Genomic DNA, 23,892 nt, shown 5'->3' with positions numbered 1-23,892 from the left:
CGTCGGTGATCGGGATGATCGAGTGCAGGGTGATCAGTTGACGCAGCGCGTCCCGGTGCCGGCGTCGATCGGGGCGGCAGGCGGGGCGGGTGTGGCGGTGCCGCCGGCCGGCGTCAGACCCGAGCCGGTCGTGGTCGTGGTCGAACCGGATGCACCGGAACCCGGGCCGTCGTACCCGGAGGCCAGCACGACCGTCACCGCGCCCTTCGGCAGGGACCTGTCGGTGGCGATGTCGAGTCCCCCGAGCACGGCCGCCACCGCCTTTGCTTCGTCGGAGTCCGGGTCGGCCGCGAACACCGTGGACGTGCTCACCGGCTCGCCGCTGCCGACCACCCCGTAGTTGCCGACCTCGCCCTCGGTGAAGCCCTCCGCGGTCAGTGCCGCCGACACGGTGGAGGCCAGGCCGCCGACGTTGCCGGCGTTCGCCACGTCGACCGTCACCGAAGCGCGGTCGATCTCGGGTGCGACCGCGGTGGTCGCGGCGACTTCCGTGGCCTCCGCGGATTCGACGCCGGTGAGCGACGCCACGAACGACCTCACCTTCACCGGATCGACCTGCACGACCGATTCGCCGTAGTCGGTCATGGCGTTGATGTCCTCGACGGGAATGGTGGAGAACTGCACCGCACCACCGGACAGGTCCTGCATCTGCGTCGCGAGATCGAGGATGTCCCAGTCGTCGTCGAGCACCACCGACCGTTGCACCGCGGCGGTGAGCTGACTCAGCTTCGACGGATTGCTGAGCGTCTTCGCGCTGAGCACCTTCTGTGCCAGCGACGCCATGAACACCTGCTGCCGCACGATGCGGTCGAGGTCGCCGCGCGGCAGATCGTGCCGTTGACGGACGAAACTCAGCGCGTCCGCGCCCTGCAAGGTCTGCTTCCCGGCGGTGAAGTGCGCACCCGACAGCGGCTCGTCGACGGCGTTGTTCAGGCACACGTCCACGCCGCCCACCGCGTCGGTGAGCAGTACGAATCCGAGCAGCCCGACCTCCGCGTAGTGGTCGACGGTGACACCGGTCAGGTTCGCGACCGACTCGATCAAGGCCTCGCGGCCCGCCTGGGCGGACTTCTTCTCCGCGGTCGCATCGGATTCGCCGTCCTCGACGAGCCTTATGCGCTCGAGTTCCTTCGTCGCGCCGTACGCCGCGTTGATCTTCGACATCCCGATTCCCGGCACCTCCACGTACGCGTCGCGGGGGATCGACACCGCCGTCGCGGAACTGCCGTCGTTGGGCACCCGGATCAGGATGATCGTGTCGGTGTTGTTGGCGACCTCCTCGCCGGCCCGCAGCGCGTCGAGTTCGCGCTGCGACAGCGCGTTGCCGTGTGCGTCGGTGCGGCTGTCGGTGCCGACCAGCAGGATGTCGAGGGCGCCGTCCTCCCCGCCGCCGAGCCCGAGTCCGCCGATCGTCGCGAGCGAGGCCCGGAGCGAGTCGATGCCGCGCCACGCGAATCCGGTCACCACCAGTATCAACGCCGCCGCCATCGCCATCACGATGCGCAGGGGACGGCCCTCGAACACTCGCGCGGCGACACTCGGGCCGCGCTGCGCGGGCGCGGTCCGCGGCCTGGTCCTGCGCGGCGCCGGCCTCGCCCGATCGCTGCGGGTGGGCGGCTCTGGCGGCACGTGCAGGTCCTCCTGTCGAGTGGCTCGGGTGTCGTACGGCTGCGTCGCAGCGGCGCGGAACCAAGGCTACTGCGGGCGTCGGCGCATCGTCGGGAGCCGCTCCGGCGTGCCAGACTTTGCCCGTGAACACAGTTCTGGTCACCGGTGCCCGCGGCCAGCTCGGTCGGCATCTGCTCGTGCGCGGCGCAGCCGCAGGCGTGCGGATCCGTGGATACGGCTCCGGCGAGCTGGACATCACGGATCCGCGCTGCGTCGCCGATGCCGTCCGGCCCGGCGACGTGATCCTCAACTGCGCCGCGTACACCGCGGTCGACGCTGCCGAGACCGACGAGGACCGGGCCGCAGCCGTCAACGGCGACGGTCCGGCGGTGCTCGCCCGGGTGTGCGCCGCGGCGGGCGCCCATCTCGTGCACGTCTCCACCGACTACGTGTTTTCCGGTGACGCGACCGAGCCCTACCGGGTGGACGCGCCGACAGGCCCCCGGACCGCGTACGGGCGGACCAAGCTCGCCGGGGAACGAGGTGTCCTCGGCGTGTTGCCGTCCGCGCACGTCGTGCGCACCGCGTGGGTATACACCGGCGCCGACGGCGACTTCGTCGCCACGATGCGACGCCTCGAACGTGAACGCGACACCGTCTCGGTGGTCGACGACCAGCGTGGATCCCCGACATTCGCCCGCGACCTCGCCGACGCGCTGCTCGAACTCGCGGCCCGCGCGGGCGGTCCGGACCCGGTGCCGGGTGGGGTGCTGCACGCCACCAATGCAGGGGAGGCGACGTGGTTCGACCTGGCCCGGGCGGTGTTCGCGGAGATCGGCGCGGACCCCGAGCGGGTGCGTCCGTGCAGCAGTGCCGAGTTCGTCCGGCCCGCGCCGCGCCCGGCGTACTCGGTCCTCGACGGCAGCGCCTGGGCCGCGGCGGGCCTGACTCCGCTGCGTCCGTGGCGCGAGGCACTGCACGCCGCACTGCACCCGGCGGAGGTCCGCGGGTGACGCGCGATCCGGGGAGGGCACGCGAGGTCGGCCTGCGTGATTCGGCGCACTCGGACGCTGCCGCTAAGGTGGCCCGCGTGAGTGCGAAGCTGGCCGTGGTGACGGTGACCTATTCGCCCGGCGAGCACCTGGAGCATTTCCTGGCGACGCTGACGGGCGCGACGGAACTGCCGATACAGGTGATCATGGCGGACAACGGATCCACCGACGGGACGCCGGAGGCCGCCGAGGCGGCGCACCCGAACGTGCGGTTGCTGCGCACCGGCGGCAACATCGGCTACGGCGGTGCTGTGAATCGCGCCGTCGCCGAGGTCGATCCGTCGGCCGAGTTCGTCGTCGTCGCCAATCCGGATGTGCAGTGGGGGCCGGGGTCGCTGGACCGCCTCCTCGAGGCCGCGCAGCGCTGGCCGCGGGCCGGTGCCCTGGGCCCGCTCATCCGTGAACCGGACGGCAGTGTCTACCCGTCGGCGCGCAGCGTGCCGACGCTGGTCTCCGGCGCCGGCCACGCCCTGCTCGGCACCGTGTGGCCGGCGAACCCGTGGACCCTGCGTTATCGCCAGGACAGCGAGGCGGTCACCGAACGCGAGGTGGGCTGGCTGTCCGGATCGTGCCTGCTGCTGCGCCGTGCCGCATTCGACGCGATCGACGGTTTCGATTCGCGCTACTTCATGTACATGGAGGACGTCGACCTCGGGGATCGGCTCGGCCGCGCCGGGTGGCTCAATGTCTACATCCCGGACGCCGAGGTCACCCACGCCAAGGGGCACGCCGCCGGGCGCCACCCCGAACTGATGTTGCCGGCTCATCACGAGAGCGCCTACCGGTTCCAGGCAGATCGGCATCCGCATCCGTGGCAGGCCCCGCTGCGGTGGGCGCTGCGCGCCGGCCTCGCGGTGCGGTCCAGGATGGCGGTCGCGGCTGCGGTCCGCGAACGCAACCGAGAGAATTCCGGCGCTGCGACGGACAGCCGGCAGAGTGGATCAGGGGAGACAAGATGACGAGTGACGCCGCGCCGCACACCGATGCGGTGATCCTGGTCGGTGGCCAGGGCACCCGCCTGCGGCCGCTGACGCTGTCGGCGCCGAAACCGATGCTGCCCACCGCGGGTGTGCCGTTCCTGACGCACCTGCTGGCCCGCATCCGGGAGGCCGGAATCAAGCACGTCGTGCTCGGCACCTCCTTCAAGGCGGAGGTCTTCGAGGATCACTTCGCCGACGGCTCCGATCTCGGTCTGGAAATCGAGTACGTCACCGAGACCGAACCGCTCGGCACCGGCGGCGGTATCCGCAACGTGCTACCCAAGCTGCGCGCGGACAACATCATGGTGTTCAACGGCGACGTCCTCGGTGGCACGGACCTCGGGTCGATCCTCGACACCCACACCCGCACCGACGCCGACGTCACCCTGCACCTGGTTCGGGTCGGGGATCCTCGGGCGTTCGGTTGCGTGCCGACCGACGCCGACGGCCGGGTCACCGCTTTCCTGGAGAAGACGCAGGATCCGCCGACCGATCAGATCAACGCGGGCTGCTACGTGTTCAAGCGCGAGATCATCGAGTCCATCCCCACGGGCCGTCCCGTCTCGGTGGAGCGCGAGGTGTTCCCGGCGCTGCTCGCCGAGGGCAAGCGGGTGTTCGGGCACGTCGACGCCGCGTACTGGCGCGACATGGGCACCCCGGAGGACTTCGTGCGAGGGTCGGCGGACCTGGTCCGAGGTATCGCGCCGTCCCCGGCGCTCGCGGGGCAGCGCGGCGAATCGCTCGTGCACCCGGGCGCGTCGGTGGCCCCCGGTGCGCTGCTGATCGGCGGGACCGTCGTGGGACGTGGCGCCGAGATCGGTGCCGGCGCGCGATTGGACGGGGCTGTGATCTTCGACGGTGCGAAGGTCGAGGCGGGCGCCGTGATCGAACGGTCCATCATCGGATTCGGTGTGCGGGTCGGCCCGCGCGCGCTGATCCGCGACGGGGTGATCGGGGACGGAGCCGACATCGGTGCTCGCTGCGAACTGCTGCGCGGCGCGCGGGTGTGGCCGGGCGTGACCATCCCCGACGGCGGGATCCGGTTCAGTACCGACGTCTGACCGCACGAGAAATCCTCGACCGACTGTGGGTGGTGAGCTGTGAAATTCGAACGGTATGTGGCACTGGGGGACTCGTTCACCGAAGGTGTCGGTGACCCGGACCCGGTGCGCCCCAACGGGTTGCGCGGCTGGGCCGATCGGGTCGCGGACGAGCTCGCCGGTGCCAACCCGGATCTGACGTATGCAAACCTCGCGGTGCGCGGGCGCCTCATGCAGCAGATCCTCGCCGAGCAGGTCGACGCGGCCGTAGCCCTGAACCCGGACCTGGTCACCGTCTACGCCGGCGGCAACGACGTCATGCGGCCGAAGCTGGATCTCGACGCGATGGTTGCCGACTACGACGACGCGATCGGCCGGCTCACCGCCACGGGCGCGACCGTCGTGATGTGGACCGCCTACGACGTCGGCTGGGCGCCGGTGTTCCGGCACCTGCGCGGCCGGATCGCGACCTACAACGAACTCGTCCGAGAGGTCGCGGATCGGCGCGGGGCGACGCTCGTGGACTACTGGCGGTTCGGGGAGTACCGCGACTACCGCATGTGGGACTTCGATCGCTTGCACATGTCGCCGCTCGGGCACCGCAACATGGCCGCGAGGGTGCTCGATGCGCTCGGCGTCGATCACGGGATCGAGCCGGTCGTGCTCGAACGGATTCCGGAGCGCGCAGCCGCCGATCAGCGGCGCGAGGATCTGCGGTGGATGCGGGACTTCCTGGCCCCGTGGGTGGGCCGCCGGGTCCGTGGCACGTCGTCCGGTGACGGGGTCGGCGCCAAGCGACCGGGGCTCGCACCGGTCGAGTCTGTGGACCGGGGCGGCTCGCGGTCGTGAATCTGGACGGCTCGCCCGAGTAGGCTCCGGGGATGGCTCCCGACACGGTCGTCGTCCGCACCGTCGGCCCGGTCACGACGATCGGACTGAACCGCCCGCACGTGCGCAACGCCGTGGACCGGCCCACCGCCGAGGCGCTCGCCGCGGCGTTCCGGGCGTTCGACGCAGATCCCGCCGCGGCCGTCGCGGTCCTCCACGGCGAGGGCGGGACCTTCTGCGCCGGAGCGGATCTCAAGGCCATCGGTGCCGGTGACGGCAACCGGGTCGCGCCGGACGGGGACGGACCGATGGGGGTGAGCCGGCTGCGCCTGTCCAAACCGGTGATCGCGGCGATCTCCGGGCACGCCGTCGCCGGCGGCCTGGAGCTCGCGCTCTGGGCGGACCTTCGGGTCGCCGACGACGACGCGGTGCTCGGTGTGTTCTGCCGTCGATGGGGGGTGCCGCTCATCGACGGCGGCACCGTCCGGCTTCCCCGGCTGATCGGGGAGAGCCGCGCGATGGACCTGATCTTGACCGGCCGGCCGGTCGCCGCAGGCGAGGCGCTGAGCATCGGCCTGGTCAACCGGATGGTCCCGGCAGGGACCGCGCTGGACGCGGCCGTCGAGCTTGCCACCGAGATCGCGGCTTTCCCGCAGGTGTGCCTGCGGCAGGACCGGCTGTCGGTGCTCGAACAGGCGGGTCTGCCCGACGATCAGGCGATGCTCAACGAATTCCGGCGGGGCACGACGTCACTGGCCGACGGCGCGGTGGACGGCGCGGCCCGGTTCGCCGCCGGTTCCGGCCGGCACGGTTCGTTCGACTGACCGGGCCGCCGCCAACGCCACGAGGTGTCCGATCGTGTCGTGTTCGGCGTCGTCGGGCAGCGCATCGACCGGCCACCACCGCAGATCGGTGGATTCGGCGCTGCGCACCGGCACCGCTCCGGGCGGCGCGGTCACCAGGAACCGCAGATCGAGATGCCGGGTGGGGATCCCGAGCGAGCACGTGATCGGGTGGGTGTGCGCCGACAGCAGCCGCGGGTCGATGACGAGACCGTCGATCCCGGACTCCTCGGTGGCCTCGCGCAGTGCCGCATCGACGACGGTGTCGTCGGACTCCTCGCAGTGTCCGCCGAGCTGGATCCACCGGCCCACCTTCGGGTGCAGCGTGAGCAGCACGTTGCGACGCTCGGCGTCGAGGACCAGCGACGACGCCGTGATGTGTCCCGGCGCGTGGGCGCGCAGGCAGCCGTCCGGCGCCGAGCCGAGGAACGCGAGCATCGTGTGCCGCAAGGATTCGGCATCCACGGAATCGGTGTCCCACGCCAGAAGCCGTTCGGTGGCGGACTGGTGCAGCGACCGTGCCGACACGGCTACAGCTCCAGCAGCGCGGCGTCGGCCGGTGCAGGATCACGCGGCTCGGGTGCGGTGACCGGATGTCCGACGGCGATCGCGCCGAGCGGCGACCAGTCGCCGGGCAGCCCCAGTTCTTCCCGCACCACGTCGGCAGCGAAGATCGTCGATCCGATCCAGCAACTGCCCAGCCCGCGAACGGCGAGCGCGACGAGCAGCCCCTGCACGGCGGCCCCGGCCGCGACGGTGAACATCGTGGCCTCGGCCGCGGTCCGGCGCGCGTCGGGATAGCGGTGGGCGCCGTCGGGCACCCAGAACGGGACGAGCACCTCGGGGGCGTCGTAGAGGATCGCGCCCCGGGCGAGGCGGCGTTCGATCGCGTTCGCGTCCAGGCCGTCGCCGGCAAGATCCTCGGCCCAGCGGTCGCGCATCCGGTCGAGCAGCCGCCGTCGCACCTGCTCGGTGCGCACCCATACGAACCGCACCGGATGCGTGTGGTGCGGGGCCGGTGCGGTGAGCGCTTCGGCGACCGCGTCGCGCAGATCCTCCGGATCGACCGGTTCGGACGAGAACGCGCGCACGGACCGGCGCAGCAGCAGTGCCTCGCGACGACCCTGTTCGAGTGCCTCGTCGGCGCCCAGCCAGAACAGGTCCTCCTCGCCGCGCCGGATCAGATCCTGTGCGGTGGAACCGTCGTCGATCGTGTCGAGACCGCGGACGACTGCCACCGGAACCCCGCCGAGCTTGCCCTTGACCAGATCACCCGCGGCGGCGAGTTCGTCGGCGAGAGCGACGGAGGTGACGAACAACTCGTTGCCCTGCGAATCGTGCGAGCCGGCGTAGCCGTGCAGGACCGGCAAGCCCGCCGCGCCGATCGCGGCGTCGGTCTGGCCGACGCGCCACGCGCGGCCCATCGTGTCGGTCACGACGACGGCGACGGTCACCCCGAGCAGCGCGTGCAGTTGCTCACGCAACGCGGCGGCGCTGGCGTCGGGATCCTCGGGGAGCAGCGCGAGTTCGCCGGAGTCGACGTTGGAACCGTCGATCCCGGATGCGGCCTGGACGATGCCGAGCCGGTTCTCCGTGATGAGCGTGCGTCCCTTGCGGGCCAGCACACGGACCGCCTCCTGGGTGACCAGGCGGCGGCGCACGGCGTCGCGTGCGTCGGGGTCGGTGGGGGACTCGACGATTCGCCCTTCGACCTTCGAGACGATCTTGCTGGTGACCACGAGGATGTCGCCGTCGACGAGCCACGGCGCCGCACCCGCGATTGCGTCGGCGAGGTCGTCGCCGGGCCGGAACTCGGGCAGTCCGGTGACCGGGATGATCTCGATCGGCCGGCCGGGCGCATGGTCGCGCACGTCGGTGCTGGCGGTGGCGTCGGGGGACATCACAGGCTGACTCCGGCGAGTTCGAGTGCGGCGCGCGCCATTTCGGCGGTCGCCGCGGGGTCGGTCATGAGCAGGGGGACGCTGCGGACGGCGACGCCGGGAACATCGGCGGTGTCTGTCTCGTGGACGAGCCAGCCGTCGAGGATGCCGGTGCCGCTGCGGGCGCCGTAATGGCGGCCGACGGCCTCCGCGGTCGATTCGACGCCGATCACATCGAGACACGCATCGGCCATGCCGCGCAACGGCTTCCCGCCGACCACGGGGGACAGCCCGACGACCTTTGCGGGGGTGGTGCGCAAGGCTCCGCGGACGCCGGGGATCGCGAGGATCGCGCCGACGCTCACGACCGGGTTGGACGGGGCGATGATCACCACGTCCGCCGACTCGATCGATTCCAGCACTCCCGGTGCAGGTTTCGCTTCCTCGGCCCCGATGTGCGCGAAGGAATGCGTCTCGACGGCCGCGCGATGCCGGACCCACCATTCCTCGAAGTGGATCGCGCGCTGCTCACCGTCTGCGGGGTCGGTGATCACGACGTGGGTTTCGCTGCGGTCGTCGGACACGGGCAGCAGGGTCACCCCGGGCTTCCATCGGGTGCAGAGAGCTTCGGTGATCGCCGAGAGCGGATATCCGGTGCGCAGCATCCGGCTGCGGATCAGATGGGTCGCCAGATCGCGGTCGCCGAGGCCGAACCAGTCGGGACTCGCGCCGTATGCGGCGAGTTCCTCCTTGGCGTTCCACGTTTCGTCGACGCGGCCCCAGCCCCGTTCGGGGTCGATGCCACCGCCGAGCGTGTACATGCATGTGTCGAGGTCCGGGCAGATCCGCAGGCCGTGCATCCAGACGTCGTCACCGATGTTGACGACCGCGGTGATGCGGTGCGGGGCGTCCGCAGCGAGGTCCTGCCCGGGTTCGATGCCGAGCAGTCGGCGCACGCCGGTGAGGAACCGGGCCCCGCCGACGCCGCCGACCAATACAGTCACGTTCACAGGGCAAGCGTAGGGGGTCCCGTCGGTGACCGGTGAGGCACCGCCTGCTGGGGTGAACTGTAAAGAACCCGATAGGGTGAATTGTGCCGAGCGCGGCGAGACCAACTCCGAAGCGCTCGATGGTAAGCGAGATCTTCGGTTCGGCTTGACCGCGACACGCCCAACGTGTCTAATCACATATGTGTCATTCCGGCTTTCGAAAGCGGGATGTGTGCGGACTTTCCGGATACGACCGGCTTCGCGGAATGGCCTGGGGTAGTACCCCGAATGTGAGAGATGCAGCGCTGCAGGTGAGGAGGCGTGTATGGCCGACGAGCGCGAATGGTTCGAGGACACTCGGATCGATACTGCAGTCGAGGGCATCTGTGCCGAAGGCGGCAATGACGGAGAGCCGACATCGTCGGTGTTGAGTCTGATTGCAGGACTTTCGGATCCGTCCGACGTCGAGGAACAGTGGCAGGACCGTGCGCTGTGTGCGCAGACCGACCCGGAGGCGTTCTTCCCCGAGAAGGGCGGATCGACACGGGAGGCCAAGCGGATCTGCATGGGGTGCGAGGTGAAGGACGAATGCCTCGAGTACGCCCTGGCCCATGATGAGCGGTTCGGGATCTGGGGTGGTTTGTCGGAGCGGGAAAGGCGGCGCCTCAAGCGGGGCATCGTCTAGGACCGGGCCGGTCCGGTACGGGGAGTTCGGGCCAGGCGGAATGCCGGTCTGTGTGGGATGAGGGTCGGATACTCGATGGGGGTCGAGTATCCGGCCCTCACTCCTTTCCGGAGCAGGCCGCCGCCGGGTCAGTCCTCGCCGAGATCGCCCAGTTCGGGATCGACGACCTCCGGTTCGACCCCCAGATACGTCGCGACCTGGTGCACGAGCACGTCGTGGACCAGATCGGTCAGGTCGTCGGGATCCTTCGCGCGCAATTCGAGGGGGCGACGGAACAGCACGATGCGTGCCCGCGTGGCCGCGCCGCGACGGTCGATGCCCGCCGGGACGAGCCGCGACAGCGGCACCGGACCGTCCGCGACGACCTCGTCGGGCCAGTTCACGGAGTCCGGATCCAAGGCGCGGATCTTCGGGACCTCGTCGACCGCGATGTCGAGTTTCCTCAGGCGGTCGTGCCACTGGGCGTCGATCGGGGCGAACGCGCCGATCACGAGCAGGTCGAACTTCTCGGCCCGCGACCGCCACACCGGCAGGTCGTGAGGGAACATCGGCCCGCGGATTCCGCGCCCTCGGCGCGCGACGGACCGGGACGTCACGGGACGGGGCCGGCGAACGCGAGACATGTACGCGACACTACGACACGCGATTCGAATTGTGCTGTTCCGGTGTGTCCGGATAGTCGGGACGCGGCGGGCGCGCTACGCTCCCATCCGTGAGAACACTGCGTCGATGCTGCCGGCCTGGGTGCAAGAACCCTGCTGTTGCGACGCTGACCTACGTGTACTCGGATTCCACGGCGGTCGTGGGCCCGCTGGCCACGGTCGCCGAACCGCACTCGTGGGATCTGTGCGAATCGCACGGCTCGAGGATCACCGCGCCGAAGGGCTGGGAGCTGGTCCGGTACGAAGGTGCCTTCTCCTCGGGAACACCCGACGAGGACGATCTGACCGCGCTTGCCGAGGCTGTCCGCGAGGCGGGTCTCGGTGATCGCGGCCACGGCCACGGTGACGCCGCCGAGGACCACGCCGCACCCAGGCCGGCGGTTCAGCCGACGACCCGTACCGGCCGCCGCGGACACCTGCGTGTGCTGCCCGACCCCTCGTCCTGACCACTCCACTAGGCTGATCGCTGCCGCGCTGCGGAGGGTGGCGCGCGTGGGTACGACGATCAGGAGCAACAACAGTGGCGAGATCTGCCGAGTCCGTGGCCGCCGTCGTCAAGGCATACGACGTTCGGGGCGTGGTGGGTGACCAGATCGATGCGGACTTCGTCCGCGAGGTCGGTGCGTCGTTCGCCCGGCTCGTGCGCGGCGGTGAGAACCCCGCGTCGCGGATCGTCATCGGCCACGACATGCGCGAATCCTCGCCCGAGCTGTCGCGGGCGTTCGCCGACGGTGTCACCGCCCAGGGCCTCGATGTCGTCCACATCGGACTCGCCTCGACCGACCAGCTGTACTTCGCCTCCGGGCTCCTCGACGCCCCGGGTGCCATGTTCACCGCGAGCCACAATCCGGCCCGCTACAACGGCATCAAGCTGTGCCGTGCCGGCGCCAAGCCCGTCGGCCAGGAAACCGGTCTCGGCACCATCACCGCCGAGCTGGTGTCCGGGGTGCCCGCCTACGACGGCGCTCCGGGCACGATCACCGAGCGGGACGTCCTCGACGACTACGCCTCGTTCGTCCGCGGCCTGGTCGATCTGAGCACGCTGCGCCGGCTGAAGGTCGCGGTGGATGCCGGGAACGGCATGGGCGGGCACACGGTGCCCGCGGTCTTCGACGCTCTGCCCGTCGACCTCGTGCCGCTGTACTTCGAACTCGACGGCACCTTCCCGAACCACGAGGCCAATCCCCTCGATCCGGCAAACCTCGTCGACCTGCAGCAGCTGGTGCGCGAGTCGGGCGCAGACGTGGGTCTGGCGTTCGACGGGGACGCCGACCGCTGCTTCGTCGTCGACGAGCGGGGCGAACCGGTCACTCCGTCGGCGGTCACGGCCCTCGTCGCGGCCCGCGAACTCGCGAAGCAACCCGGTTCGACGATTATTCACAATCTGATCACCTCGCGGGTGGTGCCCGAACTGGTCACCGAGCTCGGTGGCGAACCGGTCCGCACCCGCGTCGGCCACTCGTTCATCAAGCAGCGGATGGCCGAGACCGGCGCGGTCTTCGGCGGCGAGCATTCCGCGCACTACTACTTCCGCGATTTCTGGGGAGCCGACTCCGGGATGCTCGCGGCCCTGCACGTGCTGGCCGCGCTGGGTGGGCAGGACCGCCCGCTGTCCGAACTCATGAGCTCCTACGAGCGGTACGCCGCGTCGGGAGAGCTGAACTCGACCGTCGCCGACGCCGCGGCACGCACCGACGCGGTTCTCGCCGCGTTCGCGGACCGCGCCGAGTCGGTGGACCGGCTCGACGGCGTGACCGTGAACCTTCCCGGCAATGCGTGGTTCAACCTGCGTGCCTCCAACACCGAACCGCTGCTGCGCCTCAACGTCGAGGCCCGCACGGCGGAGGAGGTCGACTCGCTGGCGACGGAAATCCTGGCCATCGTGCGTTCGTGACGGAAATGTTCGTGTCGGGGATAATCGGCTGTGCCCGGGCTGCTGCGTCGGGCCGGTTCGAGTCGGCTGAAGGAAGGTGGCGCAGTGATGACGGCTCCCTCGCCTCTGTTCGACTTCGATGACGCCGGCGCTCTGATCGCGGCCGACATCGACGGCATCCTGCGGACGTCGGCGCTCGGCGGCGCGCAGATCCGCGCGACGGCGTCGGCGATCGACGAACATGCCCTGGACCGGTTGCACGATCTGCATCCGCGCAGCGTCGTACTCGTCGGTGGGGACGCCCGGTCGGCGCGGGCCGCGGAACTGGTCGTAGCGATGCTGGCCGGGTACGCCACCGTGCCGCTGGTCACCGCTCCGACCACCCCGTCCTGGGTCGGACCGCTCGATGTGGTGGTGGTCGCCGGTGACGACGCCGGCGATCCCGCGCTCGTCGAATCCGTGGCCGCCGGACTGCGGCGCAGCGCCGAGGTCGTCGTCGACGCCCCCGACGAGGGTCCGATCCGGGCCGCGGTCGCCGGGCGGGCCCTGCTGCTGCCTCCGCGCATCCACATCCCGTCCGGATACGCGCTGGCCCGCCACGTGGCGGTGTTCTGCGCGGTGCTGACCGCGATGGCCGCGACCAGGGTGCAGTCCCACGTGCCGGACCTCGCCGGACTCGCCGATGCGGTGGACAACGAGGCCGCCCGCAACCACCCGTCCAACGAGGTCTTCCACAATCCGGCGAAAGCGCTTGCGGTGCGGATGCAGTCACGGCGGGTCGCGCTGGCGGGCGACACCCCGATCACCACCGCGCTCGCGCGGCACAGCGCGGAGATGTTGCTGCTCGGAGCCGGGATGATCGCGACCGCGGCGGCGTTGCCGGATCTGCTCGTGGCCCGGGATCGGCTGCTCGACACGGCCACCGGAAGCGGTGAGCCGTACGACCCGCTCTTCCACGACGAGCAACTCGACGGGCCGATCCCGGAGGCGCCCGTGCGGGTGTTCGTGCTCAGCATGGACGATGATCGACGGGCTGCGCAGCGTCGCGCAGCGGCATTACCGGATATGGAATTGGTGTCTGTAGTGGGGGAAACGGAAGCACGGGCAGTGCCGCCCGTGGTGGAACAGGCCTTGGTTCTCGCAGCCCGCGTCGAGATGGCCGCCGCCTATCTGCGTCTGGCCGGGGGTCGGTAGTGCACCGACTCGAAGGTGCGCTGCGTTCCTACGCCTGGGGCTCGCGCACCGCGATCGCAGAGTTGTGCGGGCGCTCGGTTCCGTCCGCCCATCCGGAGGCCGAGCTGTGGCTCGGCGCCCATCCGGCCGACCCGGCGTGGGTCGTCTCGGAGAACGGGGACGCCCCGGCATCGTTGCTCGACGTCGTCGAGTCCGACCCGCAGAGCCAGCTCGGATCCGGGACCGTCGACCGATTCGGTGCCCGGCTGCCGTTCCTGCTCAAGCTTCTCGCCGCGGAGGAACCACTGTCGCTGCAGGCTCATCCGAGTGCCGTGCAGGCCGCGCAGGGTTACGCCCGCGAGCAGGAGCTGGGTGTGCCGCTCGATTCGCCGATCCGCAACTATCGCGACCCGAACCACAAACCGGAGCTGGTGGTCGCGCTCACCCGGTTCGAGGCCCTCGCCGGATTCCGCGATGCGGCCCGCACCGTGGAACTGCTCGAGTCGTTGCGGGTGCCGGAGCTCGACCCCTATGTGGGGCTGCTTGCCGGCCAGCCCGATTCGGGCGGGCTGCGCGCCCTGTTCACCACCTGGATCACGTTGCCCCAGCCGGTGCTCACCTCGCTGTTGCCTCGGGTGCTCGACGGCTGTGTGACCTATCTCGCGACCAACGGGCGCCCGCGGGTGTTCGCGGAGGAGGTGCGCACCGCTCTCCAACTCGCCGAGTCCTATCCCGGCGACGCCGGTGTGCTCGCGTCGCTGCTGCTCAATCGCATCACGCTGGAGCCGGGGCAGGGCCTGTACCTCGATGCGGGCAACCTGCACGCCTACCTGAGCGGCATGGGCGTCGAGATCATGGCGAACTCCGACAACGTGCTGCGCGGGGGCCTGACACCCAAGCACGTCGATGTTCCCGAGTTGCTCAGGGTCCTGGACTTCCGGTGCCCGGACGTGCCGATTCTCGAAGCCGTGCCGGCGGGTGAGGCCGAGGTCCGCTATCTCACCCCGGCCCCGGAGTTCGCGCTGTCACGTCTGGAGCCCGAGCCGGGTGCCGCGGTGACGCTGGCGCCGTGCGGGCCGCAGATCCTGCTGTGCACGTCGGGCACGGTCCGTCTGGACTGCGGAGGTCCCGGCATCGATCTGACGCCCGGCCGCTCGGTGTGGATCTCGGCGGCGGACCCGGAACTGACCGTCGAGGCGCTCACCTCCGGGACGCAGGTTTTCCGGGCCAGACTCGGCGCGCGATCGGCCGTGTCGCCGGTCGGCTGATCCGCCCGTGCGACGCCCGGGACCCCGTTTGTGTCCTCGGCCACGCGGCACACGCCGCCCACGGCGTTGACGCGGCGTGTCACGGCGTGGCAACGTCGCGGCATGTCGATCGTGCACGAAACACCGTCCGCAGACGACCCCGCCGGGGTCGAAGCCCGCGAGGGACGGCGACGTGTGCAGTTCCACGAGGCCAGCCGCATGCTGCTTCGCACCTCCGTGCTCGATGCGATGCGGGAGCTGCTGACCGTCCGGGACTGGCCTTCGATCACGATGACCGACGTTGCACGCCGCGCCGGGGTGAGCCGGCAGACGCTCTACAACGAGTTCTCGTCCCGTCAGGGGCTCGCCCAGGCGTACGCGTTGCGGCTGGCCGACCAGTTCGTCGATGCCGTCGACGAATCGGTCTACTCGCACGTCGGCGACACCCGCGGGGCGTTGGCGGGCGGCTTCGCCGCGTTCTTCGCGGACAGCAGTTCCGATCCGCTTGTGCAGTCTCTGCTCCGCGGCGATGCCAAACCGGATCTGCTGCGACTGATCACCACCGATTCGGCACCGCTGATCGATCGGGCGTCGGCCCGGCTCGTCGAGACGTTCCGCCGCAGCTGGGTGCAGGCGTCGGAGACCGACGCGACGATCCTGGCGCGGGCGATCGTGCGCATCGCGATGAGCTACATCGCGATGCCGCCGGAATCCGACCGGGACGTGGCCGCGGACATGGCCCACCTCGTCGGGCCGTTCCTCGATCGGGTCACCGGCGGCAACTGACCCTCCGCCGCCGGTGGTACCGGCCAGTACGGCAGCGGCGCTCGTCGGCGTGGTTGTATAGCCTGTTCCACGAACCGACTGTCAACAGGAGAGGCGCTCACACGTGTCCGACAACAAGCTCGTGGCCGACCAGCTGAACGGGATCGACTTCAAGGTCGCCGATCTGTCCCTCGCCGAATTCGGGCGTAAGGAGATCCGGCTGGCCGAGCACGAGATGCCCGGCCTGATGGCGCTGCGCCGCGAGTACGCCGAGGTGCTGCCGCTGAAGGGTGCGCGCATCTCGGGGTCGCTGCACATGACCGTGCAGACCGCCGTGCTCATCGAGACCCTGGTCTCGCTCGGTGCGCAGGTGCGCTGGGCGTCGTGCAACATCTTCTCCACCCAGGACCACGCGGCCGCCGCGGTCGTCGTCGGCCCGCACGGCACCATCGAGGAGCCCAAGGGCGTTCCGGTGTTCGCGTGGAAGGGCGAGACGCTCGAGGAGTACTGGTGGGCGGCCGAGCAGATGCTGACCTGGCCGGGCGATCCCGCGAACATGATTCTCGACGACGGCGGCGACGCCACGATGCTCGTCCTCAAGGGCGCACAGTTCGAGAAGGCCGGTGTCGTCCCGCCGACCGACGAGGAGCACGACTCCACCGAGTACCAGGTCTTCCTGCAGCTGCTGCGCGAGTCGCTGGCCGCGGATTCGAAGAAGTGGACCACGGTCGCCCAGTCGGTGCGCGGCGTCACCGAGGAGACCACCACCGGGGTGCTGCGCCTCTACCAGCTCGCCGCCGCCGGTGAGCTCGTGTTCCCGGCGATCAACGTCAACGACTCGGTCACCAAGAGCAAGTTCGACAACAAGTACGGCACCCGCCACTCGCTGCTCGACGGGATCAACCGCGGCACCGACGTCCTCATCGGCGGCAAGACCGCGCTGGTCTGCGGCTACGGCGACGTCGGCAAGGGCTGCGCGGAGGCGCTCCGCGGTCAGGGTGCGCGCGTGTCGGTCACCGAGATCGACCCCATCAACGCGCTGCAGGCGATGATGGACGGATACGACGTCGTCACCGTCGAGGATTTCATCGCCAAGGCCGACATCGTGATCACCTCGACCGGCAACAAGGACATCATCACCTTCGATCACATGAAGCAGATGAAGCACCAGTCGATCCTGGGCAACATCGGTCACTTCGACAACGAGATCGACATGGCGCGTCTCGAGCGCGCCGCCGACGTCACGCGGATCAACATCAAGCCGCAGGTCGACGAGTTCGTCTTCGCCGACGGCCATTCGATCATCGTGCTGTCCGAGGGTCGGCTCCTCAACCTCGGCAACGCGACCGGCCACCCGTCGTTCGTGATGAGCAACTCGTTCGCGAACCAGGTCATCGCCCAGATCGAGTTGTGGACCAAGCCGGACGAGTACGACAACGAGGTGTACCGGCTGCCCAAGCACCTCGACGAGAAGGTCGCGAAGATCCACGTCGAGGCGCTCGGCGGCACGCTCACCAAGCTGACCAAGGAGCAGGCCGAATACATCGGCGTCGACGTCGAGGGCCCCTACAAGCCCGAGCACTACCGCTACTGATCGGGTTCGGGAACCGAAGCAGCATGGGCGTTCTCATCGTCGTCGAGGGACTCGACGGGGCCGGTAAGCGGACATTGTCCGCCGGTCTCGTCGGGTCCTGGCGCGCCGCAGGTTTCCGCGTCGCCACGCTCGCGTTCCCGCGCTACGGGCAGTCCGTGCACGCCGATCTCGGAGCCGAGGCACTCCGCGGCCGTCACGGGGACACCGCGTCGAGCGTCGACGGGATGGCCCTGCTGTGGGCACTCGACCGGCGCGACGCGGCGGACGAGTTGCGGAAACTCCTGGCCGACAACGACATCGTGCTGCTGGATCGTTATGTGGCGTCGAACGTCGCGTACACGGCGGCCCGGAAGCACCAGGGAGCATCGGGACCTGCAGCCGAGTGGGTGCGCGAGATCGAGTTCGGCCGGTTCGGATTGCCGGTGCCCGATCTCCAGTTGTTGCTGAAGGTCCCCGTCGAACTCGCGGCCCGGCGGGCACGCGACCGGGAGGCCGCGGACGTCGCCCGGGACCGGGACGCATACGAACGCGACGGCGATCTCCAGACCCGCACCGGCGAGGTGTACGACGAGTTGGTGCAACAGAAGTGGATGTCGCCGTGGATGGTCGCCGGACCCGACACCGATCCGGAACAACTCGCCGCGCAGATCTCAAATCAGCTTCGGCACGGTGAAGGAGTGACACGATAGACGGTATGAAGCCGAGGATTCTCGTCGTCGACGACGACACCGCGCTGGCCGAGATGCTCACGATCGTCCTGCGGGGCGAAGGTTTCGAACCCTATGTGGTCGGAGACGGCACGCAGGCACTCGGTGCCGTGCGCGAGATCCGGCCCGACCTGGTTCTGCTCGATCTCATGCTGCCCGGCATGAACGGCATCGACGTGTGCCGCGTGCTGCGCGCCGATTCGGGTGTTCCGATCGTCATGCTCACCGCCAAGTCGGACACGGTGGACGTGGTGCTCGGGCTCGAATCGGGCGCCGACGACTACATCGTCAAGCCGTTCAAGCCGAAGGAACTCGTCGCCCGGGTGCGGGCACGGTTGCGTCGCACGGAGCAGGAACCCGCCGAGATGCTCTCGATCGGGGAGATCTCCATCGACGTGCCCGCCCACAAGGTCAGCCGCGGCGAGGAACTCGTCTCCCTCACCCCCCTCGAGTTCGATCTGCTGGTGGCACTGGCCCGCAAGCCGCGGCAGGTGTTCACTCGTGAGGTTCTGCTCGAGCAGGTCTGGGGTTACCGGCACGCCGCCGACACGCGACTCGTCAACGTGCACGTGCAGCGGCTGCGCGCGAAGGTCGAGAAGGATCCCGAGAACCCCGAAGTCGTGCTGACGGTGCGTGGCGTCGGCTACAAGGCCGGACCGCCGTGATCCGTGCTTACCGACTGCGGCGGCGGATCACTCGCAGGACTCTGCCGCTGCTGAGGTGGTCCCGTTCGCTGAGCAGCTGGCTCACCCACACGTGGCGCCGGTCGCTTCAGCTGCGGGTCGTGGTGTCGACCCTGACGCTGTCTCTGGTCGTGATGCTGGTTCTCGGCGTGGTGCTGACGAGCCAGATCACCGACCGTCTGCTCGAAGTGAAGATCAACGCGGCGACCGAGGAGATGGAGCGTTCCCGGACCCTCGTCGAAGGCCAGCTGGCCGGCGCCGACGACTCCGGATCGCTGAGCGTCCGGCTCGACAGTGCCCGGGCCACTCTCACCAACCGCGGAAGCGACGCGGGCCAGGACACCGGTGTCGCCGGTACGTTCGATCCGGTGCTCATCGTCCCCGGTGACGGGCCACGCGCACCGACGTCGAGCGGTCCCGCCGACCAGATCCCGCAGAACCTGCGCGCGTTCGTGCAGAACGGTCAGATCGCCTACCAGTTCGCGACCGTCGACGATCCCGACGGCTACTCCGGCCCGGCGCTGATCGTCGGGAGCCCCACCTCGTCGAACATCAGCACCCTCGAGTTGTACTTGGTGTTCCCACTGGCCGGAGAGGAAAGCACCCTCGCGCTCGTGCGCGGCACCCTGCTGGTCGGCGCATTGGTCCTGCTGGTGCTGCTCGCCGCGATCTCGATGATCGTCGCGCGCCAGGTAGTCCTGCCGATCCGGTCCGCGTCGCGGATCGCGGTGCGCTTCGCAGACGGCCGGCTCAAGGAACGCATGCCGGTGCGCGGCGAGGACGACATGGCACGGCTGGCGATGTCGTTCAACGAGATGGCCGAGAGCCTGTCACGGCAGATCACCCAGTTCGAGGAGTACGGCAACCTGCAGAAGCGGTTCACCTCGGACGTCAGCCACGAATTGCGTACCCCGCTGACGACGGTGCGAATGGCCGCGGATCTCATCCACGACGGGAGCGACGAACTCGACCCGTCGCTCAAACGTGCCTCCGAACTGCTCGTCGCCGAACTCGACCGTTTCGAGAGCCTGCTCGGCGACCTGCTCGAGATCAGCCGGCACGATGCCGGGGTCGCCGAACTCGCCGCCGAGCAGCTGGACCTGCGCATGTGCGCGCGGGCGGCGGTGTCCACGGTCCGGCATCTGGCCCGCGAGACCGCCACCGAACTCATCGTGGACCTGCCGAACGAACCCGTCGGTGCGGAGGTCGATCCGCGCCGCGTCGAACGCATCCTGCGGAACCTGCTCGCCAACGCGATCGACCACGGTGAAGGCAAGCCGATCCTGCTGCGGCTGCGCGCCGACGACGCCGCCGCCGCATTCGTCGTGCGTGACCAAGGTGTCGGGCTGCGACCCGGCGAGGAGAAGCTCGTGTTCAACCGGTTCTGGCGGTCCGATCCGTCCCGGGTGCGACGGTCCGGCGGAACCGGCCTGGGATTGGCTATCAGCGTGGAGGACGCGAACCTGCACAACGGCAAGCTCGAGGCGTGGGGCGAGCCAGGCAAGGGCGCGTGCTTCCGGCTGACGTTGCCGCGCGAGCGAGGACGCAAGGTGGGACGCAGTCCGCTGCCGCTCGTCCCGACGAGCGCGCACGCCGTGCAGGGCAAGACGCCCCCGGCGGCCGGGGACACCGCACCTTTTGTGGGCGGTGACATCGCACCTATTGCGGGCGGTGACATCGCGCCTCCGGCGGGCGGCGACACCGCGGCGCCGTCGGTCGTCGAACCCGCTCCGCCCGAAGGAGCCGCCACATGACGCGGACCGCGATACCCGTTCTCCTGGTGGCGTTCCTGCTCGCGCTCTCGGGCTGCGCGAACCTGCCGGACTCGTCGTCCCCACAGGCCATCGGCACCATCTCCCGTGCCCCCGCCTCCACGGAGGTCGCAGCGCCGGCACCCGGCCGCGAGCCGGATCTGCTGCTGCGCGACTTCCTGCTGGCCAGCACGGACCCCACCAACAGGCACCAGGCCGCGCGCCAGTACCTCACCCCGGAGATGACGCGTCGCTGGGACGACGCGGCCAGCGCCACGATCGTCGAGAAGGTCGACGTGCTGCCGGAATCGCGCAGCGGCGACCGCGCCACCTACGTCATCCGCGCGACCCGCGCCGGCCACCTCGAGGAAGGCGGCCTCTATCGCGCGGACCAGGGGCCCTTCGAAGCGAAGATCACCCTCGTCCGGTCCGACGGAGAATGGCGGATCGACGATCTGCCTCCCGGCGTTGTGATGGACCGGCCGCAGTTCCTCAACACCTACCAACGGCGCTCACTGTTCTTCGTCGACCCGTCCGGACGGACGGTGGTTCCGGACCCCCGCTGGATCGCCGGCACCCAGGAGCAGGTGGCCTCCCAGCTCGTCGGACTGTTGGTCGAAGGCCCGAAACCGTCGCTGCAACCGGCCGTGCGCAACCTGCTCGACGATGTCGACGTCATCGGTCCCATCACCAAGGCAGACGGACGTACCGCACAGGTCGGGGTCGGTCTCGGTGGTATCAAGGTGGACTTCCAGGGGGCGGGCGGGCTCGCGAAACAAGACCGCGAACTCCTCGCGGCCCAAGTGATCTGGACACTCGCGAACGCCGAGATCTCCGGGCCGTACGTGCTGCTCGCGGACGGGCAGCCGCTCGACGAACGGTTCCCGAACGGGTGGACCACCGCGGACGTGGCGTCGACGAATCCGCTCGCCACGTCCAGCGCGACCATCGGCCTCCACGCAGTGCGCGGCGGCGGCCTGGTCAGCGTCGCGGAAACGGGCGTCACGCCCGTGCCCGGATTCTTCGGTGACAGCACCGGTCTGCAGTCCGTCGCGATCTCGCACGACGGACAGCTCGTGGCCGGAGTGGTCGGAACCGGGCGACCGGAGCCGGAACCGGCGGTCGAGCTCATGATCGGTGGGTACGGGGACGGGGTTGCCGTGCGCGCGGCCGAGGGCAGTTCGATCAGCAGGCCGTCGTGGTCGATCGACGACAGCTCGGTGTGGGCCGTCGTGGGTGGCACCGCGGTCGTGCGGGTGGTCCGCGAACCCGGAACCGGGCGGGTGACGGTGATTCCGGTCCAGGCCGGTGACATCCTGGCGCTCGGCGGCCGGATCACCGAATTGCGCCTGTCGCGCGACGGGGTCCGCGCGGCCCTGATCGTCGACGGCCGCGTATACGCGGCGATCGTCGTCCAGCTCCCCAACGGTGAGTTCGCGCTGACCGGTCCTCGCGAGATCGCCATCGGACTGGGCAGTCCCGCGCTCTCGCTCGACTGGAGTTCCTCGGACACGGTGGTCGTGGCGCGGGCAGGGTCCGACATCCCGGTCGTCCAGGTCGCTGTCGACGGTTCCCGGATGGATGCGCTGCCCAGCCGGAATCTCACGCCGCCGGTGAGCGCGGTGGAGGCGTCGACCACGACCGAGTTCGTGGCGGATTCCCGCGCGGTGTTCCAGCTCAACAACAGCGACCCCGCCGGCGACCGCTACTGGCGTGAGGTTCCCGGCCTGGCAGGGCTGACCGCGATTCCGGTGCTGCCCGGCTGAGCGCCGCCCGCAGATCCGCGCGCAGGCCGAATTTCGTGCCGCAGCACTGTGCCGTCGCTCGCTGCGGCGCGGTTGCTGTCGGTGCCCTGCGGCACAGTGCGCTGCATGCTGGACGCCCTGCTGGACCTCGTGCTGCCCGTCGAGTGCGGCGGCTGCGGCAGGCCCGGGATCCGGTGGTGCCGGCCCTGCGCCCGCGACCTCGACGATGCGCCCGCGCCCGTGCGACCCCGTGTCGATCCGGGTGTTCCCGCGTGGGCGCTAGGGCCGTACCGAGGTACGCACCGGCGTGCGGTGGTCGCCGCGAAGGAACACGGCCGCCGCGACCTGGCGCAGCCGCTGGGGGTCGCTCTGGGTGCGGCGATCGTACGGTTGCGGCGCTGGGGGGAGCTTCCGGCCGGGCTGTTGAGCGTCGTGCCCGCCCCGACCCGGGCGCGTGCGGCGCGGACCCGTGGCGGCGACCCGGTAACGCGGGCCGTGCGAGCCGCTGCGATGCACGATCGCGCACTGCGCGTGGTCCCGATCCTCGAGACCGCTCGCGGTGTCCGGGACTCGGTCGGACTGTCCGCCGCGCAGCGGCACCGCAACCTTGCCGGGCGCGTGCACCTCACCCGGGCCACGGGCGTGCCGCGGCAGGTCCCGGTGCTCGTCGTCGACGACGTGATGACCACCGGCACGACCGCGGCGGAGGCAGTGAGGGTGCTCACCGCGGCCGGGTTCCGTCCGTGCGGTGTGCTTGTGATTGCTGCCGCGTAAGTGGACACGAGTGAAATTCAGCGGAACGGTGGCACTCGCTGAGGTTACGTACTACCGTCGCCCTCAGACCCGGAAAACACTGGTAGACGGGCGGAAACGTTCGATCTGCCCGATCCGGGCGGAGCGCTCACGCGCTCATCGAACATGCCGGTGCGCGGGCTGCACCGGCCGTACTCGGGAGGTACGAGTGACGACCCCTTCGAAGTCCAAGGTTTCCGCTGCCGACATCGACGGTGAAGCCGGTCCCAGCGCGGACATCGTTGTCAAGGGACGCAACGTCGAGGTTCCGGACCACTTCCGGATCTACGTGTCCGAGAAACTCGGCCGATTGGAGCGATTCGATCCGACCATTTTCCTGTTCGATGTCGAACTGCAGCACGAGCGCAATCGCCGGCAGATGAAGAGCTGCCAGCGGGTCGAGATCACCGCCCGCGGCAAGGGCCCGATCGCACGCGCCGAGGCGTCCGCCGACAGTTTCTATGCGGCGTTCGAGTCGGTCACCGCCAAGCTCGAATCCCGCCTGCGGCGCTCCAAGGATCGTCGCAAGGTCTCCTACGGTGACAAGACCCCCGTGTCGGTTGCCGCCGCCACTGCGGCGCTTGCCCAGGACGATTCGCTCGGCATCTCGCCGGATCTGGCGCACGACCTCGAAGCGGACAAGGAGAGCGGTCCCGGCCGGATCGTCCGGACGAAGACACACAAGGCCGAGCCGATGACCGTCGACGACGCCCTGTACGAGATGGAACTGGTCGGCCACGACTTCTACCTGTTCCACGACAAGGAATCGGACAAGCCGTCGGTCGTCTATCGCCGGCACGCGTTCGACTACGGCCTGATCAGCCTGGTCTGAATGCCCGGTCGGAGCGGTCGCGATCGCGGCCGCTCCGACCGAACGCCTACCATGGAATCCGGCCGGGGACCGACGAGGCCCTCGGCCGGATTTTCTTGTCCGTGCACGAACCCGAGATTGAGGACGAACACCCAGTGCTGTCGCTGACGAAGCTGCTCCGAATC

At 69.8% G+C, this 23,892-nt stretch carries 23 protein-coding genes; 18 read left to right on the top strand and 5 right to left on the bottom strand.

The features are described 5' to 3' along the window. Positions 1-33 precede the first annotated feature (33 nt). Positions 34-1,629, bottom strand: a complete 1,596-nt coding sequence (locus RZ1_RS10700; protein ID WP_442638296.1) for an LCP family protein — start codon at positions 1,627-1,629, stop codon at positions 34-36. 122 nt (positions 1,630-1,751) lie between these two features. Here RZ1_RS10700 and rfbD point away from each other — a divergent pair, with 122 nt between their 5' ends. From rfbD to RZ1_RS10675, 5 genes are all read left to right on the top strand, one after another. Continuing rightward, entirely contained in the window at positions 1,752-2,621 is an 870-nt protein-coding gene (gene rfbD, locus RZ1_RS10695; RefSeq protein ID WP_072811623.1) for a dTDP-4-dehydrorhamnose reductase, read from the top strand. Positions 2,622-2,698: 77 nt separating this feature from the next. Further along, on the top strand, positions 2,699-3,619 hold the full coding sequence (locus tag RZ1_RS10690) for a glycosyltransferase family 2 protein (RefSeq protein WP_072811738.1): 921 nt from the start codon (positions 2,699-2,701) through the stop codon (positions 3,617-3,619). Continuing rightward, positions 3,616-4,701, top strand: a complete 1,086-nt coding sequence (gene manB / locus RZ1_RS10685) for a mannose-1-phosphate guanylyltransferase (protein WP_072811621.1) — start codon at positions 3,616-3,618, stop codon at positions 4,699-4,701. The genes RZ1_RS10690 and manB overlap by 4 nt, the downstream gene beginning before the upstream one ends. A gap of 39 nt (positions 4,702-4,740) precedes the next feature. Next, positions 4,741-5,529 (top strand): SGNH/GDSL hydrolase family protein, encoded by a 789-nt coding sequence (locus RZ1_RS10680; protein WP_072811619.1) that lies wholly within the window; start codon positions 4,741-4,743, stop codon positions 5,527-5,529. Between the two features lie 32 nt (positions 5,530-5,561). Then, positions 5,562-6,332, top strand: a complete 771-nt coding sequence (locus tag RZ1_RS10675) for a crotonase/enoyl-CoA hydratase family protein (RefSeq protein ID WP_072811617.1) — start codon at positions 5,562-5,564, stop codon at positions 6,330-6,332. Here RZ1_RS10675 and RZ1_RS10670 read toward each other — a convergent pair. Genes RZ1_RS10670 through cofD form a run of 3 tightly spaced genes read right to left on the bottom strand, consistent with a single transcriptional unit; the run spans position 6,258 to position 9,240 of the window. After that, positions 6,258-6,878, bottom strand: coding sequence for an NUDIX hydrolase (locus RZ1_RS10670; RefSeq protein ID WP_072811615.1), 621 nt, complete (start codon positions 6,876-6,878; stop codon positions 6,258-6,260). The genes RZ1_RS10675 and RZ1_RS10670 overlap by 75 nt on opposite strands. A 2-nt stretch (positions 6,879-6,880) precedes the next feature. Beyond that, entirely contained in the window at positions 6,881-8,251 is a 1,371-nt protein-coding gene (locus tag RZ1_RS10665; protein ID WP_072811614.1) for a coenzyme F420-0:L-glutamate ligase, read from the bottom strand. Then, the gene (cofD, locus tag RZ1_RS10660) at positions 8,251-9,240 is read right to left on the bottom strand and encodes a 2-phospho-L-lactate transferase (RefSeq protein WP_072811612.1); all 990 of its coding nucleotides are present in this window, start codon (positions 9,238-9,240) and stop codon (positions 8,251-8,253) included. The genes RZ1_RS10665 and cofD overlap by 1 nt, the downstream gene beginning before the upstream one ends. A gap of 403 nt (positions 9,241-9,643) precedes the next feature. Here cofD and RZ1_RS10655 point away from each other — a divergent pair, with 403 nt between their 5' ends. Beyond that, a complete protein-coding gene (locus RZ1_RS10655) occupies positions 9,644-9,904 on the top strand; it encodes a WhiB family transcriptional regulator (RefSeq protein ID WP_169917902.1) in 261 nt (86 codons plus the stop codon). A gap of 128 nt (positions 9,905-10,032) precedes the next feature. Here RZ1_RS10655 and RZ1_RS10650 read toward each other — a convergent pair whose 3' ends face one another. Next, positions 10,033-10,527: a metallopeptidase family protein gene (locus RZ1_RS10650; protein WP_072811608.1), complete on the bottom strand. Its 495-nt coding sequence runs from the start codon at positions 10,525-10,527 to the stop codon at positions 10,033-10,035. Between the two features lie 89 nt (positions 10,528-10,616). Between RZ1_RS10650 and RZ1_RS10645 the strand changes: the two genes are divergently transcribed. The 12 genes from RZ1_RS10645 to hpf all read left to right on the top strand — a co-directional run bounded on the left by RZ1_RS10645 (position 10,617) and on the right by hpf (position 23,728). After that, positions 10,617-11,012, top strand: a complete 396-nt coding sequence (locus tag RZ1_RS10645; RefSeq protein ID WP_072811606.1) for a DUF3499 domain-containing protein — start codon at positions 10,617-10,619, stop codon at positions 11,010-11,012. Between the two features lie 74 nt (positions 11,013-11,086). Next, the gene (locus RZ1_RS10640) at positions 11,087-12,460 is read left to right on the top strand and encodes a phosphomannomutase/phosphoglucomutase (RefSeq protein WP_072811605.1); all 1,374 of its coding nucleotides are present in this window, start codon (positions 11,087-11,089) and stop codon (positions 12,458-12,460) included. A gap of 87 nt (positions 12,461-12,547) precedes the next feature. Then, the gene (locus RZ1_RS10635) at positions 12,548-13,633 is read left to right on the top strand and encodes a tobH protein (RefSeq protein ID WP_072811603.1); all 1,086 of its coding nucleotides are present in this window, start codon (positions 12,548-12,550) and stop codon (positions 13,631-13,633) included. Continuing rightward, entirely contained in the window at positions 13,633-14,880 is a 1,248-nt protein-coding gene (gene manA, locus RZ1_RS10630; protein WP_072811601.1) for a mannose-6-phosphate isomerase, class I, read from the top strand. Before RZ1_RS10635 ends, manA begins: the two co-directional genes overlap by 1 nt. 102 nt (positions 14,881-14,982) lie before the next feature. Then, positions 14,983-15,645, top strand: coding sequence for a TetR/AcrR family transcriptional regulator (locus RZ1_RS10625; RefSeq protein ID WP_072811599.1), 663 nt, complete (start codon positions 14,983-14,985; stop codon positions 15,643-15,645). 103 nt (positions 15,646-15,748) lie between these two features. Beyond that, the gene (gene ahcY / locus RZ1_RS10620) at positions 15,749-17,218 is read left to right on the top strand and encodes an adenosylhomocysteinase (protein ID WP_072811597.1); all 1,470 of its coding nucleotides are present in this window, start codon (positions 15,749-15,751) and stop codon (positions 17,216-17,218) included. A 23-nt stretch (positions 17,219-17,241) separates the two neighbouring features. After that, positions 17,242-17,907, top strand: a complete 666-nt coding sequence (locus RZ1_RS10615) for a dTMP kinase (RefSeq protein ID WP_072811596.1) — start codon at positions 17,242-17,244, stop codon at positions 17,905-17,907. Then, on the top strand, positions 17,904-18,590 hold the full coding sequence (gene mtrA / locus RZ1_RS10610) for an MtrAB system response regulator MtrA (protein ID WP_171061540.1): 687 nt from the start codon (positions 17,904-17,906) through the stop codon (positions 18,588-18,590). The genes RZ1_RS10615 and mtrA overlap by 4 nt, the downstream gene beginning before the upstream one ends. Further along, the gene (mtrB, locus tag RZ1_RS10605; protein ID WP_280522820.1) at positions 18,587-20,362 is read left to right on the top strand and encodes an MtrAB system histidine kinase MtrB; all 1,776 of its coding nucleotides are present in this window, start codon (positions 18,587-18,589) and stop codon (positions 20,360-20,362) included. Before mtrA ends, mtrB begins: the two co-directional genes overlap by 4 nt. After that, positions 20,359-22,125, top strand: coding sequence for an MtrAB system accessory lipoprotein LpqB (lpqB, locus tag RZ1_RS10600; RefSeq protein ID WP_072811592.1), 1,767 nt, complete (start codon positions 20,359-20,361; stop codon positions 22,123-22,125). The genes mtrB and lpqB overlap by 4 nt, the downstream gene beginning before the upstream one ends. A 105-nt stretch (positions 22,126-22,230) precedes the next feature. Next, positions 22,231-22,878: a ComF family protein gene (locus RZ1_RS10595; RefSeq protein WP_072811735.1), complete on the top strand. Its 648-nt coding sequence runs from the start codon at positions 22,231-22,233 to the stop codon at positions 22,876-22,878. Between the two features lie 187 nt (positions 22,879-23,065). After that, entirely contained in the window at positions 23,066-23,728 is a 663-nt protein-coding gene (hpf, locus tag RZ1_RS10590; RefSeq protein WP_072811590.1) for a ribosome hibernation-promoting factor, HPF/YfiA family, read from the top strand. The last annotated feature ends 164 nt before the right edge of the window (positions 23,729-23,892 follow it).

The organism is Rhodococcus zopfii NBRC 100606 = JCM 9919 (assembly GCF_001895025.1).
Lineage (GTDB): Bacteria > Actinomycetota > Actinomycetes > Mycobacteriales > Mycobacteriaceae > Rhodococcus > Rhodococcus zopfii.
The sequence above is the reverse complement of the archived record's forward strand: the minus strand, read 5'-3'. Positions and strand labels throughout refer to the sequence as shown.